The sequence below is a fragment of the Enterobacter hormaechei subsp. xiangfangensis genome (assembly GCF_001729785.1).
In the GTDB taxonomy this organism is placed as follows: Bacteria; Pseudomonadota; Gammaproteobacteria; order Enterobacterales; family Enterobacteriaceae; genus Enterobacter; species Enterobacter hormaechei_C.
Genome location: NZ_CP017183.1, coordinates 2088916 through 2106352 on the forward strand (window position 1 = coordinate 2088916; position 17437 = coordinate 2106352).

Consider the following 17437-nt stretch of genomic DNA (forward strand, 5'->3'; position numbering starts at 1 on the left):
GGTCAGCCCGTGAAAAGCACCCGCCAGCGACGGCGACGGCGAGTCATCTCGCGCCATAGCGCGACTATCTCGTCAGGTTGCAGGGCATCAATAGCCTGCGGCGTTAACACCGGCAAACCATAGCGCTGGCGCAGGGCGGCCACTGCCGTGGCGCTGGCATCCATCGGTGAGCGGATCTGCGTCGCCAGCTGCTGTCGCAATAGGCTGAACTCGGATTCATCGCACAGCGTCAGCTCTCGCAAAAATCGTTTGCAGCAACCCAACAGGTTCACGGGAGAACGATCAGGCGACTGTAACGCCAGCAGCAGGCCATCGCGATCGGCAATACGCTGATAACGACAGCTGACCACGTAGCCAATCTGCTGTTCCACGCGCAGGCGCTGGAAAAATCGCGGTTCGCAGCATAACGCCAGCAGCCGCAGCGCGGCGAGCGACGCACCCGGCGGCAGGGGAATAAACACCAGCAGCGCCGAATCCTCGCTGGCGTGCGGAATGTGTTCGACCCCGCCGGGACAATCGCTTAACGGCAACGGCTTAGCGTTAACCGGCGCCCGGAGCAGGCCAAGCTGCCGGGCTAACCCGTGCGCGTGTCCGGCGCTGCCGCCAGCTAACGCCGCCAGCCAGCCATTCCGTGACGGTTCCGATGCCAGTCGTTCAGGCAATTGCTTAAGCAACTGACGGATCGCAATGCCATCTGGCGCAGGCGTAATAGCCGGTGTGGGGCGGGAGAGGCGATCGATTATCGCCCCGATGATGGGTTCCGCCATCACCACGGCGTCAGGAAGCCGCAGGGTTAGCTGCCAGCTACCGTCAACCGTTTGCCACTCGCCGCTGCTGCCGATATGGCGCATTTCAGCTAGAAGAGGGCGTAATTGTTTGCCGATCGCCACTCCCTGTGACTCGCTTACGCGCGAATAAAAAGGCCTGCGGAGGATCAGCGTCGGCGCTTGTGCCTGCGCCGGTAAATGCAGCAGCGGAACGGCTTCTGGCGTCAGGGCTGGGGCAGAATATTGGGTAGCCTGCGGGTAGAAGGAAAACGCGATGGGGCTCTCATCCGCAACCGGCTGGCGACGCCAGTGGCTAAGCGGCAGGGCAAATCCCTGGCTGGCGATAATTTCAGCGGTTTCCATTTTTTTGCAGGCCAGATACGAGGTGGGCGCCGCCAGTAAGTCGGCACAGAAGGCGGAAAAATCAACCGGCGCCGCGCCGGGCGCAAAACCAAACGCCCGCTGGCGAAGCTGGTCAAGGGGCGACAGGGCGCTAAAGCGCTGCTGTGCCAGCCTATAATAATGCCGCTGTTGCTCTTGCGTCGTTTGCTGTAGGGCCCGCAGCCAGCGCGTGATTTGCGCGTCTATGGCCTCGGGCCGTTCGCCGTCAAGCGTTAGCGCCAGCCAGCCGTAATCGTCATCCTGATAAAGCCAGTCCAGCGATACCTCTTCTGCCAGCCCGCGCGCCCGCAGCCCGTCAATCAGGCTTCCGGGGGCCTCGTCCAGCAAAAATTCCCGAAGCAAGGTGACGTTGTCACTTTTTCGGATCAACGGGCAGCGCCACAGCGCGGGTCGCTCCGTCACTGCCAGCTGATAATCTGCTTCAGCGCTAAGGCGTAACGGGGGGGCGGCTTCAGGCACGCCACCTGAAGCAAAACCTGTCGCAAACGTATGGGCAAGCTCGGCTAACGCATCCAGCGTTTGCGGTCCCTGTAGCCACAATTGCAGGTGTCTGGCCCCATAATAGCGGCGATGAAATCCGCGCAACGCGGCGTGCAGCGATCCCGTGTCTTGCCCCAGAGAATCATGGCTACCCACCTGAAAACGGCGAAAAACCTCCGGTTGTTCCATCGCGTGGCGCGCCGCGGCTTCGCGCCGAGCGGGATCATGCTGCTGGATAAGCCGGTTTTCCGCATCAATGACCGCCACTTCGCGCTGGATGTCCTGCCGGGAAAGCAGCGGCGCCTGCAACATATCCCGCAGTCGCGCGACGCCGTCGGACAGGTTATCGGCGGCAACGTCGAAGAAAAAAGCGCTGTGGCGAGCCAGCGTGGTGGCATTGACGTTGCCGCCCTGGCGCTGGACCCAGGCCATGAGTCGATCATCGCCCTGATAGCGCTGGCTACCGCGGAACAGCAGGTGCTCAAGCAAATGCGCGAGACCGGCGAATCGCGGTGGCTCGTGATGGCTTCCGGCACTCACGCGCGCCAGCGCCGCCGCGCGTGTCGCCTGCGGCTGATGCACCAGCGTTGCGCGTAAACCGCCTGCCAGTTCCACGATGCGGATGGTCATTATCGTTACAGTTCCCGGGTTTTATAGATAAGCTGAGAACGGGTTCGGTTGCGAAACTGAAGCTGACCGATCTTCATATCACTACAGGCTGCTTCGCGTCGCGCCTCGAGGATTTTATGATGATGCGGCGATTTGCTGCACACCGGATCGGCGTTATCCGCATTCCCGGTGAGCATAAAGGCCTGGCAGCGGCAGCCGCCGAAGTCTTTCTCTTTTTCATCGCAGGAGCGGCACGGCTCCGGCATCCAGTCAAATCCGCGATAGCGGTTGAAGCCGAAAGAGTCATACCAGATGGATTCCAGGCTCTGCTCAAGCACCGAGGGGAATTCCACCGGCAGCTGGCGCGCGCTGTGGCAGGGCAGCGCCGTGCCTTCCGGGGTCACGCTGAGGAAAATCGACCCCCAGCCGCCCATGCAGCCTTTGGGCCGCTCCTCGTAATAATCGGGAGTGACAAACAGCAGGTTGGTCAGATTGCCGCTGGCGGCCATTTTTTGCCGATATTCGGCAACCACGCGTTCCGCGTGGGCAATCTGTTCCCGCGTCGGCAGAAGCCCCTGACGATTAAGGAACGCCCAACCGTAGAACTGGCAGGTGGCAAGTTCGACGTCGTCGGCGTCCAGCTCGATGCACAGTTCGATGATTTTATCGATCTGATCGATATTATGCCGGTGCAGGACGAAATTCAGCACCATCGGGTAATCGCGCGCTTTAACCGCTTTGGCCATCGCCAGCTTCTGCTGGAAGGCTTTTTTATTCCCCGCCAGCGCAGCGTTGAGCACTTCATCGCTGGCCTGGAAGCTAATCTGGATATGGTCCAGACCGGCCTCGCTGAATGCGTCGAGCTTGCTTTCCGTCAGGCCAATTCCCGAGGTGATCAGGTTGGTATAAAAACCGAGATCGCGGGCGGCGCGGATCAGCTCCGGCAGATCTTTACGCGTCAACGGTTCGCCGCCGGAAAAACCTATCTGCACGCTGCCCATCGCCCGCGCCTGGCGGAAAACCTCAATCCACTGTTCAGTGGTCAGCTCCTGATCCTGCCGGGCGAAGTCCAGCGGGTTAGAGCAGTAAGGACACTGTAGCGGACAGCGATAGGTCAGCTCCGCCAGCAGCCACAGCGGTGGATTGACGGCAGGTTTATTCTGGCTCACGGAAAATAACCCACTTCTGTTGATAAGCGATTTGCAGGAATTCTACGACGTCGTCATCCACGCCGCCGGCTTCCGGGAACCGTTCGTTGAGTATGGCAATGATGGCCGCCGCGTCGCGTTGGCCATCGACCAGTTCGAGGATCGCGGCGGCGGTCTCATTGAGTTTAGCCATGCCTTCCGGATAGAGGATGACATGGCTGTCCTGAGCGGCTTCCCATTGCAGGCGATAGCCGCGACGAAAGGCGACGATGGAGTTTTTTTGCATGCTTATACCAGTCGGGTTGTGTGCCAGGCCGCTTTGTCGGTGACCGTGTGATAAGGCGGACGCTGTAGCGCGTAGGCCATGGTCATCGCGTCGAGCATCGACCACAGGATATCGAGTTTGAACTGAAGGATCTCCAGCATCCGATTCTGCTTTTCCGCGCTATCGCAATAACGCTTCGCCAGCTCCAGACCGTGTTCAACGTCACGGCTGGCCTGGCTGAGGCGGCTGCGGAAATAAAAATAGCCTTCCTCTTTGATCCACGGGTAGTGCTGTGGCCAGCTGTCGAGACGCGACTGATGGATTTGCGGGGCGAACAGTTCGGTGAGCGAACTGCATGCAGCCTCCTGCCAGTTGGCGCGGCGGGCGAAGTTAACGTAAGCGTCGACGGCGAAACGGACGCCGGGCAGCACGTGGCGCTCGCTGATTAAGTCCTCGCGGCTGAGCCCCACGGCTTCGCCCAGCTGTAGCCAGGCTTCGATACCGCCGTCATGACCGTTGCTGCCGTCGTGATCGAGGATCCGCTGCACCCATTTGCGACGCGTGTTCGGATCCGGGCAGTTCGCCATAATTGCCGCGTCTTTCAGTGGGATCGTCGTCTGGTAGTAAAACCGGTTCGCCACCCAGCCCTGGATCTGCTCGCGGCTGGCCTCGCCGTTATGCATCGCGATATGGTACGGATGGTGAATATGATAGTAGGCGCCTTTCGCCCGAAGGGCGTGCTCAAACTCTTGCGGCGAGAGCGTTTCGCGAATGTGCATAGTTAGTCCTGAAGCGTGATGTTCATCCCGTCCCAGCTCACTTCTATTCCCTGCTGCGCAAGGGCGTGACGCTGCGGCGACTGCTCGTTAAGGATCGGGTTGGTGTTATTAATGTGGATCAGAATCTTGCGCTTTGCCGGCAGCGAGGCCAGCAGCGCCATCATGCCGTGTTCATCGCCGAGCGCCAGATGGCCCATGTCGCGGCCGGTATTGCGCCCGACGCCGGTGGCCTGGAGTTCATCGTCCTGCCAGACGGTGCCGTCAATCAGCAGACAGTCCGCCTTTTTGAGCCACGGCAGGATAGCGTCATCGGGTTCACCGAGACCCGGTGCGTAGAACAGCGTCTGACCGTTGCGGCGGTTTTCGATAAACAGCGCCACGTTATGCCCCGGCAGCGGGTGGTCGCGCCACGGCGAATAGGGCGGTGCGTTACTGGCGATGGGGACAGCGGTAAACTGCAAATCAGGGCAGGCTTCCACGCTAAAGGCGGTGAGCGGCGCAATCGGGTGATGAATCAGGCCGCCGTTCCAGTGCCGGAGCATGGTAAAAATCGGGAATCCGCTGGAAAGATCTTCATGCACCTCCGGCGTACACCATACCTGATGTGGACACCCTTCGCGCAGGCTGAGCAGCCCGGTGGTGTGGTCAATCTGGCTATCGGTGAGAATAATGCCGCCAATATGCGTGCCGCGCAGAACCTCTTTCTTATTCAGTTCTGGCGTATGGGCAATCTGCTGGCTGATATCGGGGGAGGCGTTACACAGCACCCACTCTTTGCCGTTATCACTGACGATGATCGACGACTGGGTGCGAGGGGTCGCCTGAAGGGTACCGTCGCGCAAACCCTGACAGTTGGCGCAGTTACAGTTCCACTGGGGGAAACCACCGCCAGCGGCGGAACCGAGGACTTTAATAAACATGAAGATGGGCCAGGTAGTCAAACAAAAATGCCCGCACGGATGGCGGGCAGAGCGATTAGCGGTTGGAAATGTACAGGGTCACTTCCAGGCCAAGACGTAAATCAATAAAAGCAGGTTTCTTCCACATCGTTTTTTCCTCTTTAAAAATGCAGCACCAACGCCATTGTTTGTGCCAGTTTTGTGATGGTCATCAAATAATGCGTCACAGGAGGGCAAAGCTCAACCCGAAAGATGTAAGGAATTAACTTAATGTTTACAACGTAACCTATTGTTGCCAAACATTTTGCAATACCTTTTGCCAGTTACCCCACAGCAGCTTATTCAGCACAAATTGATCATAGCCGCTGTCATGCAACGCGCTGATTAGCCGTGGTAAACCACTCACATCGTGTAAGTCATCAGGCAACGTAATGCCGTCAAAATCGGAGCCCAGCGCGACATGATCGTCACCCATGATGTTAATAAGATAGTCGATATGGCGAACAATCGTACTCAGCGGGGTATCGCTATCGCGTTTACCGTCGGCGCGCAGAAACGCGTTGCCGAAATTGACGCCAGCCACGCCGCCGCTGTCGCGGATAGCCAGCAGCTGCCGATCGGTCAGATTGCGCGGTTGCGGGCACAGCGTATGGGCGTTGGAGTGGGTGGCGACCAGCGGTGATGAGGAATGACGAGCGGTATCCCAGAACGCCTTTTCATTCATATGCGAAACGTCAATCAGCATGTTCAGGGCGTTAGCGTGCTTAATGAGGGCGATACCCTCTGCGGTAAGCCCTGGGCCGCTGTCCGGGCTGCCGGGAAACGCCCCGTTAACGCCGGTGCCAAAACGGTTAGCAATGTTCCAGAAAGGCCCAATGCTACGCACCCCGGCGGCATAGAAAGCCTGTAGATCGCCTCCCTCGCCGTCAAAACCGCCCGCGCCCTCAATATGCGCCACCATCGCCAGCACCTTATCCTGACGGCAGCGTTCGATATCCGCCGCGCTCAGGCACAATCGCGCCCGGCCGTCGGAGTGGGCGACAAGCTGCTTAAGGATCGTCAGCTGCTGCCAGAGAATGTCGACCGGCTGCCACGGCTCGCTGGCGTATTGTGGCGCCATGCGGGCGATATACTCCTGCGGCGGCACGAACAGCGCGAACAGCCCGCCGGAAAATCCGCCTTGCTGCATGCGCGGATAATCGAGGTGTCCGTTTTCAATGCCGGAGAAGAAGGCCGTTACCGGATCCTGGCGATGGTGAAGCCATAAATTAAGCAATAGGTCATTGTGACCATCAAAAATCGCCATAGCGCATCCCACTGTCTTTTATTGCTGTGAAAGTTGCCTGGCACGATAACCGATTTGTCCGGTCCGGCAAGGAGAAATTTACAACTTAGCAGCAATTGTTAATATCACTTAACAGTGAGGAGATCCGCAAAGCGGGTTGTGTAGCGGGGTGAAAGCATTTCCCGTTTCATCTGCCACGGCTGCTGAATACCCTGTCCCGCGAAGTAAAGCGTGCCACGGCCATTTTCAGCATTCAGATGGTCTAATACATCCATTAACTTTTGGCTGTTTTTCCTGGGTGCGTTGTCGTCAAACAGATTAAGTTGCGCGACGCCCTGGCTATAAAAATCTCCCAGCATCACACCGGCTTTCTGGTACCGATGGCCGTTCTTCCAGACCGCATCCAGACAACGAACTGATGCGCCGATAATATCCCGGCTATCCTGGGTTGGGGTAAGCAGTTTTACCGACGCGCTATTGCCATAATATGGCTCGTTAAGCGCGAAGGGCGAGGTTTTAACAAATACGGAGATAAAGCGGCAATGCTGATGCTCATTGCGAAGTTTTTCTGCTGCCCGGGCAGCATAACTACAGATGGCCTGGCGTACATCGTCATATTCCGTGATGCGTTCGCCAAACGAGCGCGAACAGACGATTTCTTGCTTTACCGGGGCAAACTCTTCCAGTTCAAGACACGGTTCGCCCCGTAATTCACGCACCGTTCTCTCCAGCACGACATTGAAATGTTTTCTTATGAACCGGATATCGGTGTCTGCCAGTTGCAGGACGGTCTTAATCCCCATCATCTCAAGCTTCTTCGCTATGCGACGTCCTACACCCCAAACGTCTTCGACGGGTAGCGCCGCCATCAGCTTTCTCTGACGATCCACATTGGATAAATCAACAACGCCTCCCGTCTGGCGCTGCCAGCGTTTTGCCGCGTGATTTGCCAGTTTCGCCAGCGTCTTTGTGGGTGCGATGCCCACCCCGACGGTCAGATGGGTGCGTTGCAGTACGGTCGCTCTCATTTCATGCCCAAAATCGGAAAGATCGCGACAATTACGTACCCCGGTAAGATCGCAAAAGATCTCATCAATGGAGTATATTTCGCTACGAGGCGACATCTCTTCAAGCGTGTTCATTACCCGGTTGGACATATCCGCGTAAAGTTCATAATTACTGCTGAAACAAACCACGCCATGATGCCTGAAGCGATCTTTCTGTTTGAAGTACGGTTCACCCATTTTCACAAAGGGTTTGGCTTCAGCGGAGCGAGAGATGACGCACCCATCGTTATTGGACAACACGACCACCGGTCGTCCCTTCAGGTCCGGGCGAAAAACCGTTTCACAGGAAGCATAGAAAGCGTTCACATCACACAGTGCAAACATGGTCAGCTCGCTCTGGTATCGCCAGGTGGGGTGAAAAACTGCATTATGATCACCGTTAATAAATACTGTATTTATATACAGTATTGTATATTGATAGCAAAGATCAAGGGGGAACGAGGAGTGACGTCGTACGGGTGCAGGAGGAAGAGGGTTATATTCAGAATGGCGGCGAGGCAAATCTGGCGGAAAGGGTATTTAATGAAATGTTTAAGGAATATAAGTGCCCATACGGCAGGTATGGGCAGTGAAGCCGTCGATATTACTTCTTCTTGTCCATCATCGCCTTGAGATCGGCAAAGGGGTTAAACGTGGCGACACCCACGTCTTTTTGCGCATCCTCACCCGCGACAACGGTGGTGCCATACTGATCCGCTTCGGTGTACTTTGAGTGCTCGTGATCGTGACAAAACAGGCACAACAGCTCCCAGTTACTGCCATCTTCCGGGTTATTGGTGTGATCGTGGTCGATATGGTGAACCGTGAGTTCACGAAGATTTGAATAAACAAACTCACGCGAGCAGCGTCCACAAACCCAGGGGTAGATTTTTAGCGCTTTTTCACGGTAGCCGCTTTCCAGCCGTGCGTAGTTTTTGGGGATCAGAGCCATTGCTGATGTTACCTGTTAAAAAGAGAATAGTTCACACTATATCCCATTATGAGATGTCAGGAGAATGCCTCCTCTGCGGGAAGGCAGCCTGCGATTTGCGTCTTTCTGTCAGTTTATTTGAAGCATTCCGTTAAATAATCACCATTTATTCTCATCCGTTAATGCGTAGAGTAGGGATAACGCAATGCTTTATCAGGATACTCCACTATGAAAAAGATTGGATTTTTGTCGTTTGGTCACTGGACGCCGTCACCCCAGTCCGGCACGCGAACCGCGGCTGACACGCTGCTACAGTCCATCGATCTGGCGGTCGCAGCCGAAGAGCTGGGCGCGGACGGGGCTTATTTCCGTGTGCACCACTTTGCCCGCCAGCTCAGTTCGCCATTCCCCTTGCTGGCGGCAATAGGCGCGAAAACCAAACGTATCGAAATCGGGACGGGCGTGATCGACATGCGGTATGAAAATCCGCTGTATATGGCGGAAGATGCTGGCGCGGCAGATCTCATCTCCGGCGGGCGATTACAGCTTGGTATCAGCCGGGGTTCCCCGGAGCAGGTGATTGATGGCTGGCGTTATTTTGGTTACGTGCCGCAGGAAGGGGAAACCGAATCTGATATGGCGCGCCGCCACACTGAGGTACTGCTTGATGTATTACGCGGTGAAGGGTTTGCGAAGCCTAACCCACAGCCGATGTTCCCAAACCCGCCGGGATTGTTGCGTCTGGAGCCGCATTCAGAAGGCTTACGCGATCGTATCTGGTGGGGGGCTGGCTCTAATGCAACGGCAGTATGGGCGGCAAAACTGGGGATGAACCTGCAAAGCTCAACGCTGAAAGATGATGAAACCGGCGAGCCGTTCCATATTCAGCAGGCAAAACAGATCCGTGCCTACCGACAGGCCTGGGCTGAGGCAGGGCATACCCGTCAGCCACGCGTTTCGGTCAGCCGCAGTATTTTTGCCCTGATGGACGAACGCGACCGGATGTATTTCGGTTCAAGCCGCAATGAGAGCGACAGCGTGGGTTATCTGGATGAGAAAACGCGGGCCATTTTCGGACGCAGCTATGCCGCAGAGCCAGACAAGCTGATTGAACAGTTGAAAAAGGATGAAGCGATCGCGGAAGCGGATACGCTGTTGCTTACCGTGCCGAATCAGCTGGGCGTGGAATACAACGCACATGTGATCGAGTCCATCCTGAAACATGTCGCACCGGAAATGGGATGGCGCGATCGCAATGCGTAATCTGGCCCTCTGGTATCGCCGGTTTGGTGAGCCTGAATCGGTACTGCAAGCGGAAACCACACCATTGTCCCCGCGACAGCCGGGAGAGATACGTGTGCGCATGCTTTTTTCTCCGGTGAACGCCTCCGATCTCATCCCCATCACCGGGGCATATCGCCATCGCACGCCGCTGCCTGCGATAGCCGGTTATGAAGGGGTCGGAATAGTGACCGAAACGCCCGCCGCTTATCCGGCGCTGCTGGGCAAGCGGGTCCTGCCGTTACGGGGGCAGGGAACCTGGCAGCGCTATGTCGACTGCCCGGCGGCGTATGCGGTTCCCGTCCCGGACGACGTCGACTCGCTTCTTGCCGCGCGGGCGTATATCAATCCGCTTGCCGCACAGATGATGCTGGACCGCTATCCTCCGGTCGGGAAAACGGTGCTGCTCACCGCTGCCGGTTCTGACTGCGCCGTTCTGCTCGGGCAATGGGCACGCCAGGCGGGTGCAGAGGCGGTTTACGGGATCCATCGCTCGCCCGTGCACGCTCAACGTCTGGCTGAAAAGGGGATCGTCCCGATTGCGCAACACGATATGGCCGCCGTCAACGCTGCCGCCGCGCGCGCAGACGTGGTGTACGACGCCACGGGCGGCAGCCTGGCGGAGACGATCCTGAGCGTGATGCCCGAAACCGGCACCTTTGTCTGCTACGGGCTGCTCTCCGGGCAGACCTTCCGGCAGCAGCGGCCGTTGCCGCGCGTGGCGTGGTTTCACATTCGTAACTATCTGGACGCGCTGAGCGCTGAGGCGTGGCAGGCGGAGTTTCGGCGCATCTGGCCTAAACTGCGCGCCAGTCAGTGCAGCGATGTCACCCTCTACCCGCTGTCGGAATGGCAGCGGGCAGTAGGCAACTATCGCGAAGCGGGAAGAACGGGCAAGCCCATGCTGTCGATGGACAATTAATCGGCCTTATGGCTCATGTCGCTCAGCAGTACAGCGATACTTTGTCCACCGGCGGTCTGCTCGAGGCCAATTTTGACAATAATTGTCAGCGGAACGGAGAGCAGCATGCCGACAGGCCCGAGCAGCCAGCCCCAGAAAATCAGGGACAGGAACACTACAAGGGTTGAAAGCCCCAGCCCGCGTCCCATTATCCGTGGTTCAAGAATGTTCCCGAAGACAAGGTTAATCACCAGATAGCCTGCCAGCAGAATCAGGGCATCATACAAACCGCTGAAAACCAGCACCTGAAGGATAGGGGGGATCGCCGCCAGCACGGAGCCGATGTTAGGAATATAGTTGAGCGCAAAGGCCAGCAGCCCCCAGACGAAGGCAAAACGCACATCCAGCGCGGCGAGCATCCCCCAGACCACTAATCCCGTCACCAGGCTGATGGCCGTTTTCAGCACCAGATAGCGTGAAACGCTGTCGAGCGCGCGCTGAATGGCGCACATTCCCTCTACCGGACGCACCATGATGTGCTGGAGCTTTGCAGGCAGCTGTGGAACTTCCAGCAGCATAAACACAACCGTCAGGAACAGCAGGAAAATCGAGGTCATGGCGTTGGAGAGTTGTGCCAGCAGGCTGGTGACAATCGTCATGGCGGCATTCGGATCGATGTATTTAAGCAGTTCTTCAACCGAGACTTCGATACCCGCGCGTTGCAGCCAGGGTTCAATTTGCAGCAGCGGGGTCGCCAGGGAAGAGCGGTATGTCGGTAGCGTCCGCGCCAGCTCGTTCAGGGAGGTTCCCAGATAGGCGACTAACAGCACCATCGCAACGATAATAATACTGATAAGCAGGCTTATCGCCAGCACACGCGGGATGCGCAGCCGCACCATTCGCTGCACCAGTGGATTGAGGATCACCGCGATAAAAAGCGCCAGGATAAAAGGCACGATGATATCGGCCGCAAAACGAACGCCGGTCAGAATGATCACCAGCATGCCCAGCATGATGACGATCTTAAGCCCGTTGAGGGTGATAATAGGTTTGGCCATGGACGTTCCTGAACAGTTTTTTATTTATAATAGAGGGGAAAGCGGATTAAAAAAACTAACCAAAATCAAACAGACTGGGTAAAGAAATGAAAAGGCTTTGAGTAAATTCCTGGCTTATGATACAAATCAGGCGTGTTCAACTACCGAGGACAATTTTCATCCGCAAAGACGAGAAGCAACACCGCGGATAATTGTAATTTTATGGACAATTTGTTCAGGACGTATTTTTCAAACAACTCTGCTCTGTTTTCAACCTCCCTCTGCCTGCTTTCTGGTGAGCAACACTGGCGTTCCGCGCTATAGTCACGTCTTCTGCCTGAGCTGGCGCTATGCGCTTAGCTAACTGATTTAATTCCCAATTTTTTGGTTTGCTGTCCGCAGTGAGCCTCGATGGATTATATTCTCAAGCAGGAGAAAAAACATGTTTTACTGGATTTTATTAGCTCTGGCGATCGTCGCTGAAATTACCGGCACCTTGTCGATGAAATGGGCGAGCGTGAGTGATGGCAGCACCGGTTTTATTTTGATGCTGGTCATGATTACGCTTTCCTATATTTTCCTCTCTTTCGCGGTTAAAAAAATCGCGCTGGGCGTGGCATACGCATTGTGGGAAGGTGTTGGTATTTTATTGATTACGCTGTTTAGCGTCATGTTATTTGATGAAACCCTGACGACAATGAAAATTGCCGGGCTGACGACCCTGGTCGCGGGTATCGTGCTGATTAAATCGGGTACACGCAAACCGGCAAAACAGCAGAAGGAGCAGACCCATGCAGCAGTTTGAATGGATCCACGCGGCCTGGCTGGCTTTCGCCATCGTTCTGGAAATTATTGCGAACGTCTTTCTGAAGTTCTCCGACGGTTTTCGTCGCAAAGCCTACGGCCTGTTATCGATTGCCGCGGTTCTGGGGGCGTTTAGCGCCCTGTCGCAGGCGGTGAAAGGCATCGATCTGTCCGTGGCCTATGCGCTGTGGGGTGGCTTCGGTATTGCCGCCACCCTGGCGGCAGGCTGGATTATGTTCGGGCAGCGTTTAAACAATAAAGGCTGGATAGGGCTGGTATTACTGCTCGCCGGCATGATCATGATTAAACTGGCCTGAGTGACCTACTGCTGCGCCAGGGCTTCCAGCCGGTCGCGAAAACCGGTCACCGACAACGCCCGGTTATCGGCGCGCCAGCGGTCTTTCGCCGCTGGCGCAGAACTTTGAACGCCAATCAGCTGCCAGCCGTTATCGGTTTTTAACATCAGCGGCGATCCGCTATCACCCGGTAGCGTATCGCACTGATGCGACAGCACGCTGTTTTGCGCCCAACCCGTCACCACGCAGTCCGTATGGGTGTACAGCGAATCGAGGTGATCAACAGGGTAGCCTGACTGCGTTACTTTTCGATCGGCGGCTTTCAGGGCGGCGGTGAGCGCGGCTTTATCGCCATCAAAGAGCGGCAGCGGGGTGATCCCGGACGGCGGATAACGTAAAACGATCAGCCCGAAATCCCAGGAGGCCGCCCCGGGCGGCACAATCCAGCCATCACCATCCGGTTTCAGGCGTTTGCCAAGCGACGGATCCACCCGCCCCTCAATACCGTGAATTTCGTAGCGCCATATTCCTTTTTGCGACACAAAGCGCAGGGCGATCGCTTTATCCGGTTTGCCTTCAGGCGGCATTAACAGGCAATGACCCGCCGTCAGCGCAAGGCGTGGCGTAATGAGGGTTGCAGTACATAAATTGCCGCTGGCGGTTTCCAGTTGCCCGATGGCATCCCAGGGCGATTCGGTAGGATCGGTGACACGCGTACGATCGTCATGACCAAAAAACAGCGTCTTTACCTCTTTGGCGCTAATGGCGTCATCGTCGCCATCATCCGCATGTGAAAAGCCAGCAAAAAGGCTAAACGTTCCCAGTAACAACACAACAGATTTACGCATATCACACTCTGGTGGGGGGTAATTATGATTATTAAAAGTGATCCCTATAAAAATACTATAGACGCGACGGCGAGAAAGTGGGAGTAAAATCAGCGTGCTACATTCAGGAAAGATAAAAGTGGCTGGCGATGAGCGCGCATAAAATTAGCAGGATAAGAATGAACTCAAACCGATAGCGCCGCAGCATACGCCCTCCGGATAAAAAAACGGCGCTGACCGCAAACCCGTTCAGCGCCGGTTTACCAACGTGCCCCGAAGGGCACGGTTAAGCTTGTACTCTTACGCTGCTGGCTGTGCAGCAGGTTTAGCCGCTTCGTGTTTTGCTGCTTTTTTGTGATGCTTTTTAGCCGCCTGGGCTTTCTGCTCTACCGCTGGTTTTGCCGCTTTTTTGTGGTGCTTTTTAGCGGCCTGCGCTTTCTGTTCTGCCGCTGGTTTAGCCGCTTTGTGATGTTTTTTATGGTGAACCGTTTTGGCCGGAGCAGCGGTGGAAGCCGCAGGCGCTGCGGTGGCGGTAGTTTCAGCCGCGAATGCAGCGGAAGACAGACCCATAGCAGCGGCAACAACCAGAGCTAATACTTTTTTCATTTTCATACCCTCGAATTTGGTTTTTCATTTAACCCCACTGCGGGGCCGTTGAAATAACTATATCCCTGTAAATTCGGGGTTTCCGTGAGTGATTGGTATCGGCGTGTAACCGTATGTACAACGCCGGGGTGGACCCCCGGCGCGTTCGGTTACAGATAGCGGGACGTCAGGTGTTCGCGGAAGTAGCGGATATTCAGGTCTTCGCCCGTGGCCTGGGTGATGAGCTGCGATGTGCTGAAACGGCTGCCGTGCTGCCAGATATTCTGACGCAGCCAGTCAAACAGTGCTGAGAAATCGCCCCCGGCAATGGATATCTGCAACCCGGGCAGCGCAGTTTTGGCGGCATGGAACAGCTGTGCCGCATACATTGCCCCCAGCGTGTAAGACGGGAAGTAGCCAAAACCGCCGTCGGTCCAGTGGATATCCTGCATACAGCCGTTGCGATAGTTATCTTTGGTGGATAACCCAAGCCAGGCCTGCATTTTCTCATCCCATAACGCGGGAATATCATCGACTTCAATTTCGCCATTGATTAGCGCGCGCTCGATCTCATAGCGCAGCACCACATGCGCCGGATAGCTCACTTCATCCGCATCAACGCGGATGTAGCCCGGCTTCACGCGCTGGTTCCAGGCAATGAAATTCTCTTCGCTGAATGCCGCCTGGCTGCCGAAACGGGCATGAACCGCCGGAAGCAGATGCTTCAGGAAAGCGTCGCTGCGGCCTAGCTGCATTTCAAAGAACAAGCTCTGGGATTCATGGATCGCCGTAGAGCGCGCCAGCGCAACGGGCTGACCGGCCCATGCTCGCGGAAGGTTTTGCTCGTAGCGGGCATGTCCGGTTTCGTGGATCACGCCGAAAAGCGCGCTGAGCAGTTCATCTTCATCGTAACGCGTGGTGATACGCACATCTTCCGGCACGCCGCCGCAGAACGGGTGGGCGCTAACGTCCAGACGACCGCCGTTAAAATCGAAGCCAAGCATTTTCATCGCTTCCAGGCCCAGCTCGCGCTGCGTGGCGGTCGGGAAGGGACCCTGTGGCGGAACGAACGATCGTTGAGCCTGTTTTTCCACAACCTTTGCCAGCAACTCCGGTAGCCAGGACTTCAGATCGCCGAACAGCACATCCAGGCGAGCGCTGGTCATGTCGGGTTCAAAGATATCCAGCAGCGCGTCGTAAGGCGTGCAGCCTTTAGCTTCAGCGCGCAGGCGGGCTTCTTCACGACTGAGTTTCACCACCTCTTTCAGGTTGGCTGAAAAGCCCTGCCAGTCGTTGGCCGGACGCTGAGTGCGCCACGCGTGTTCACACCTGCTGCCCGCCAGCGATTTGGCCTCCACCAGCGATTCCGGCAGTATAGTTGCCTGCTGGTAGTGGCGCGTCATTTCACGCAGGTTGGCCAGCTCAACGTCGTTCAGATCTTCGTCTGCCGCCGCCGCCAGCCATTCACCCACTTTTTTATCGGTCAGGATCTGATGTTGCAGGACGCTCATCTCCGCCAGCGCTTCACCGCGCGCGGCGCTGCCGCCTGGCGGCATCATGGTGAACATGTCCCAGCTGGCGATGGAGGAGAGGTGAGAGAAGCGGGAGAGGCGCTGGAAGGTGCGGGTGAGTTGTTGATAGTTATTGTTTTTCATGAAGTCCTCGTGTCTGAATCAGCCGATGACAAAAATTAGCATCGGCTCGATTTAAACACGAAGAGGGCTGAATGTTAATGCAGTCGTTTATGCAGGCTCGCGCCCACCAGCAGTGCCGCGCACAGCATCAGCGCAATAAATCCGCCCACGCCGTTCCAGCCGTAGTTATGCCAGAACACCCCGCCGAGCGTACCGGCTATGCTGGAACCAAGATAGTAACTGAACAGATACAGTGACGAAGCCTGACCTTTAGCGCGGCGCGCGCGTGGGCCAATCCAGCTGCTGGCAACGGAATGCGCGGCAAAGAAGCCCGCAGAGAAGAGCAGCATTCCGGCAAAAATCAGCCACAGGGAAGAGAAAAGCGTCATCAGCAGTCCGAACAGCATCACGGCGGTGGATACCAGCATCACCGGACCACGGCCGAAGCGCGCGGTCATGGCGCCCGCTTTTGGCGAACTCCATGTCCCGGTGAGATATGCCACAGAGAGCAAACCCACTAATGCCTGGCTAAGATGCCACGGTGAAAGCATCAGACGATAGCCAATGTAGTTGAACAGCGTCACGAACGAGCCCATCAGCAGGAAACCGGTCAGGAACAAACGGGGCAGCCCTTGATCGCGCCAGTGCAGGCGAAAGTTGATAAATAACGTTTTCGGACGCAGGGAGGTCGGGCGGAAATGGCGCGATTCCGGCAGGATTTTCCAGAACATCAGCGCCGAAGCGAGGGCGAAGCAGCCGATAACGGCCAGCGCAATGCGCCAGTTAAAGAAATCAGTAAACACACCGCTGAGCAGGCGTCCGCTCATCCCGCCGATAGAGTTCCCGCTAATGTACAGCCCCATAGAGAAGGCCACGAAGCTCGGGTGGATCTCCTCGCTGAGATAGGTCATCCCGACCGCCGCCACGCCGCTCAGGGATAACCCAATCAGCGCGCGCATGACCAGAATGCCGTGCCAGCTGGTCATCATGGTGGACAGCAAGGTACACACGGAGGCCAGCATTAACGCCGTTACCATAACCTGCTTACGCCCGATGGCATCCGAAAGTGGCCCGGTGAACAGCAGACCGATCGCCAGCATCCCGGTTGAAATGGAGAGCGAAATACTGCTGCTGGCTGGCGACACGCCAAATTCATGCGACAGGACCGGCAGGATCGGCTGAACGCAGTAGAGCAGGGCGAAAGTGGCGAGACCCGCTGAGAAGAGCGCCAGCGTGACGCGCATAAACTGGGGGGTACCACGTTTAATAAACTGAACCGGCTGCGGTGCTGCGGGTAAATCATCAATGTCGCTGGCCGGCGCGATATCAACGGTCGTTGTACGGCTCACACATAATCCTTGCTTAAACATCCCCGTGGTTTCTGGTGACGGGTATGACCACAAGATTAGGGTAGGAAAATGTAAATATTCTGTCTAATATATTAATAATCTCAAATGATAC

20 protein-coding genes are annotated in these 17437 nt (G+C 56.4%); 5 read left to right on the top strand and 15 right to left on the bottom strand.

The features are described from left to right. Positions 1 to 2: 2 nt before the first annotated feature. The 9 genes from pqqF to yajD form a co-directional block, all read right to left on the bottom strand. Positions 3 to 2279, bottom strand: coding sequence for a pyrroloquinoline quinone biosynthesis protein PqqF (gene pqqF, locus BFV63_RS10070; protein ID WP_032609078.1), 2277 nt, complete (start codon positions 2277 to 2279; stop codon positions 3 to 5). Between the two features lie 5 nt (positions 2280 to 2284). After that, entirely contained in the window at positions 2285 to 3427 is a 1143-nt protein-coding gene (pqqE, locus tag BFV63_RS10075) for a pyrroloquinoline quinone biosynthesis protein PqqE (protein ID WP_023324563.1), read from the bottom strand. Continuing rightward, the gene (gene pqqD, locus BFV63_RS10080) at positions 3414 to 3692 is read right to left on the bottom strand and encodes a pyrroloquinoline quinone biosynthesis peptide chaperone PqqD (RefSeq protein WP_022651047.1); all 279 of its coding nucleotides are present in this window, start codon (positions 3690 to 3692) and stop codon (positions 3414 to 3416) included. The genes pqqE and pqqD overlap by 14 nt, the downstream gene beginning before the upstream one ends. 2 nt (positions 3693 to 3694) lie before the next feature. Next, positions 3695 to 4450: a pyrroloquinoline-quinone synthase PqqC gene (gene pqqC / locus BFV63_RS10085; RefSeq protein WP_045894570.1), complete on the bottom strand. Its 756-nt coding sequence runs from the start codon at positions 4448 to 4450 to the stop codon at positions 3695 to 3697. Between the two features lie 2 nt (positions 4451 to 4452). Then, entirely contained in the window at positions 4453 to 5370 is a 918-nt protein-coding gene (gene pqqB / locus BFV63_RS10090; RefSeq protein WP_023303646.1) for a pyrroloquinoline quinone biosynthesis protein PqqB, read from the bottom strand. A 55-nt stretch (positions 5371 to 5425) separates the two neighbouring features. After that, positions 5426 to 5497 carry a pyrroloquinoline quinone precursor peptide PqqA gene (gene pqqA, locus BFV63_RS22595; protein WP_002905689.1) on the bottom strand — a complete coding sequence of 24 codons (72 nt, stop codon included), beginning with the start codon at positions 5495 to 5497 and terminating at the stop codon, positions 5426 to 5428. A gap of 138 nt (positions 5498 to 5635) precedes the next feature. Continuing rightward, positions 5636 to 6655: a dipeptidase gene (locus BFV63_RS10095; RefSeq protein ID WP_048240893.1), complete on the bottom strand. Its 1020-nt coding sequence runs from the start codon at positions 6653 to 6655 to the stop codon at positions 5636 to 5638. A 104-nt stretch (positions 6656 to 6759) separates the two neighbouring features. Continuing rightward, a complete protein-coding gene (locus BFV63_RS10100) occupies positions 6760 to 8025 on the bottom strand; it encodes a Y-family DNA polymerase (RefSeq protein WP_003857473.1) in 1266 nt (421 codons plus the stop codon). Positions 8026 to 8284: 259 nt separating this feature from the next. Then, complete coding sequence (yajD, locus tag BFV63_RS10105) at positions 8285 to 8632, bottom strand: HNH nuclease YajD (RefSeq protein ID WP_003857471.1); 348 nt, start codon at positions 8630 to 8632, stop codon at positions 8285 to 8287. Positions 8633 to 8839: 207 nt separating this feature from the next. Between yajD and BFV63_RS10110 the strand changes: the two genes are divergently transcribed. Together BFV63_RS10110 and BFV63_RS10115 are read left to right on the top strand one after the other, a co-directional pair. Further along, entirely contained in the window at positions 8840 to 9874 is a 1035-nt protein-coding gene (locus BFV63_RS10110; protein ID WP_003857470.1) for an LLM class flavin-dependent oxidoreductase, read from the top strand. Continuing rightward, entirely contained in the window at positions 9867 to 10814 is a 948-nt protein-coding gene (locus BFV63_RS10115; protein ID WP_045337356.1) for a zinc-dependent alcohol dehydrogenase family protein, read from the top strand. The genes BFV63_RS10110 and BFV63_RS10115 overlap by 8 nt, the downstream gene beginning before the upstream one ends. Here the strand turns inward: BFV63_RS10115 and BFV63_RS10120 are convergent. Then, positions 10811 to 11851 carry an AI-2E family transporter gene (locus BFV63_RS10120; RefSeq protein WP_048240891.1) on the bottom strand — a complete coding sequence of 347 codons (1041 nt, stop codon included), beginning with the start codon at positions 11849 to 11851 and terminating at the stop codon, positions 10811 to 10813. The two genes, BFV63_RS10115 and BFV63_RS10120, sit on opposite strands and share 4 nt — an antisense overlap. Before the next feature lie 132 nt (positions 11852 to 11983). On the opposite strand from BFV63_RS10120, the gene BFV63_RS23570 reads away from it, so the two are divergent. From BFV63_RS23570 to mdtI, 3 genes are all read left to right on the top strand, one after another. Further along, on the top strand, positions 11984 to 12154 hold the full coding sequence (locus tag BFV63_RS23570) for a protein YdgV (RefSeq protein WP_006808891.1): 171 nt from the start codon (positions 11984 to 11986) through the stop codon (positions 12152 to 12154). Positions 12155 to 12272: 118 nt separating this feature from the next. Beyond that, positions 12273 to 12635: a multidrug/spermidine efflux SMR transporter subunit MdtJ gene (gene mdtJ, locus BFV63_RS10125; RefSeq protein ID WP_003857465.1), complete on the top strand. Its 363-nt coding sequence runs from the start codon at positions 12273 to 12275 to the stop codon at positions 12633 to 12635. Continuing rightward, positions 12622 to 12951, top strand: a complete 330-nt coding sequence (gene mdtI / locus BFV63_RS10130) for a multidrug/spermidine efflux SMR transporter subunit MdtI (RefSeq protein WP_003857463.1) — start codon at positions 12622 to 12624, stop codon at positions 12949 to 12951. Before mdtJ ends, mdtI begins: the two co-directional genes overlap by 14 nt. A gap of 5 nt (positions 12952 to 12956) precedes the next feature. Here mdtI and BFV63_RS10135 read toward each other — a convergent pair whose 3' ends face one another. From BFV63_RS10135 to BFV63_RS10150, 5 genes are all read right to left on the bottom strand, one after another. Further along, positions 12957 to 13778: a trypsin-like serine peptidase gene (locus BFV63_RS10135; RefSeq protein WP_003857461.1), complete on the bottom strand. Its 822-nt coding sequence runs from the start codon at positions 13776 to 13778 to the stop codon at positions 12957 to 12959. A gap of 103 nt (positions 13779 to 13881) precedes the next feature. Continuing rightward, positions 13882 to 13965, bottom strand: a complete 84-nt coding sequence (ydgU, locus tag BFV63_RS23575; RefSeq protein WP_057979992.1) for a small membrane protein YdgU — start codon at positions 13963 to 13965, stop codon at positions 13882 to 13884. A gap of 92 nt (positions 13966 to 14057) precedes the next feature. Further along, a complete protein-coding gene (gene asr / locus BFV63_RS10140; RefSeq protein WP_003857459.1) occupies positions 14058 to 14363 on the bottom strand; it encodes an acid resistance repetitive basic protein Asr in 306 nt (101 codons plus the stop codon). Between the two features lie 149 nt (positions 14364 to 14512). Then, the gene (locus BFV63_RS10145; protein WP_048240890.1) at positions 14513 to 15997 is read right to left on the bottom strand and encodes a carboxypeptidase M32; all 1485 of its coding nucleotides are present in this window, start codon (positions 15995 to 15997) and stop codon (positions 14513 to 14515) included. 74 nt (positions 15998 to 16071) lie between these two features. Further along, on the bottom strand, positions 16072 to 17325 hold the full coding sequence (locus tag BFV63_RS10150; RefSeq protein WP_017384556.1) for a multidrug efflux MFS transporter YnfM/SxtP(Kp): 1254 nt from the start codon (positions 17323 to 17325) through the stop codon (positions 16072 to 16074). Positions 17326 to 17437 lie beyond the last annotated feature (112 nt).

Excerpts from the sequence above, each read along its gene's own strand:
- pqqF (WP_032609078.1), bottom strand. The coding sequence starts at position 2,279 with ATGACCATCCGCATCGTGGAACTGGCAGGCGGTTTACGCGCAACGCTG.
- pqqD (WP_022651047.1), bottom strand. The coding sequence starts at position 3,692 with ATGCAAAAAAACTCCATCGTCGCCTTTCGTCGCGGCTATCGCCTGCAA.
- pqqC (WP_045894570.1), bottom strand. The coding sequence starts at position 4,450 with ATGCACATTCGCGAAACGCTCTCGCCGCAAGAGTTTGAGCACGCCCTT.
- pqqB (WP_023303646.1), bottom strand. The coding sequence starts at position 5,370 with ATGTTTATTAAAGTCCTCGGTTCCGCCGCTGGCGGTGGTTTCCCCCAG.
- BFV63_RS10095 (WP_048240893.1), bottom strand. The coding sequence starts at position 6,655 with ATGGCGATTTTTGATGGTCACAATGACCTATTGCTTAATTTATGGCTT.
- BFV63_RS10100 (WP_003857473.1), bottom strand. The coding sequence starts at position 8,025 with ATGTTTGCACTGTGTGATGTGAACGCTTTCTATGCTTCCTGTGAAACG.
- yajD (WP_003857471.1), bottom strand. The coding sequence starts at position 8,632 with ATGGCTCTGATCCCCAAAAACTACGCACGGCTGGAAAGCGGCTACCGT.
- BFV63_RS10110 (WP_003857470.1), top strand. The coding sequence starts at position 8,840 with ATGAAAAAGATTGGATTTTTGTCGTTTGGTCACTGGACGCCGTCACCC.
- BFV63_RS10115 (WP_045337356.1), top strand. The coding sequence starts at position 9,867 with ATGCGTAATCTGGCCCTCTGGTATCGCCGGTTTGGTGAGCCTGAATCG.
- BFV63_RS10120 (WP_048240891.1), bottom strand. The coding sequence starts at position 11,851 with ATGGCCAAACCTATTATCACCCTCAACGGGCTTAAGATCGTCATCATG.
- mdtJ (WP_003857465.1), top strand. The coding sequence starts at position 12,273 with ATGTTTTACTGGATTTTATTAGCTCTGGCGATCGTCGCTGAAATTACC.
- mdtI (WP_003857463.1), top strand. The coding sequence starts at position 12,622 with ATGCAGCAGTTTGAATGGATCCACGCGGCCTGGCTGGCTTTCGCCATC.
- BFV63_RS10135 (WP_003857461.1), bottom strand. The coding sequence starts at position 13,778 with ATGCGTAAATCTGTTGTGTTGTTACTGGGAACGTTTAGCCTTTTTGCT.
- ydgU (WP_057979992.1), bottom strand. The coding sequence starts at position 13,965 with ATGCTGCGGCGCTATCGGTTTGAGTTCATTCTTATCCTGCTAATTTTA.
- asr (WP_003857459.1), bottom strand. The coding sequence starts at position 14,363 with ATGAAAAAAGTATTAGCTCTGGTTGTTGCCGCTGCTATGGGTCTGTCT.
- BFV63_RS10145 (WP_048240890.1), bottom strand. The coding sequence starts at position 15,997 with ATGAAAAACAATAACTATCAACAACTCACCCGCACCTTCCAGCGCCTC.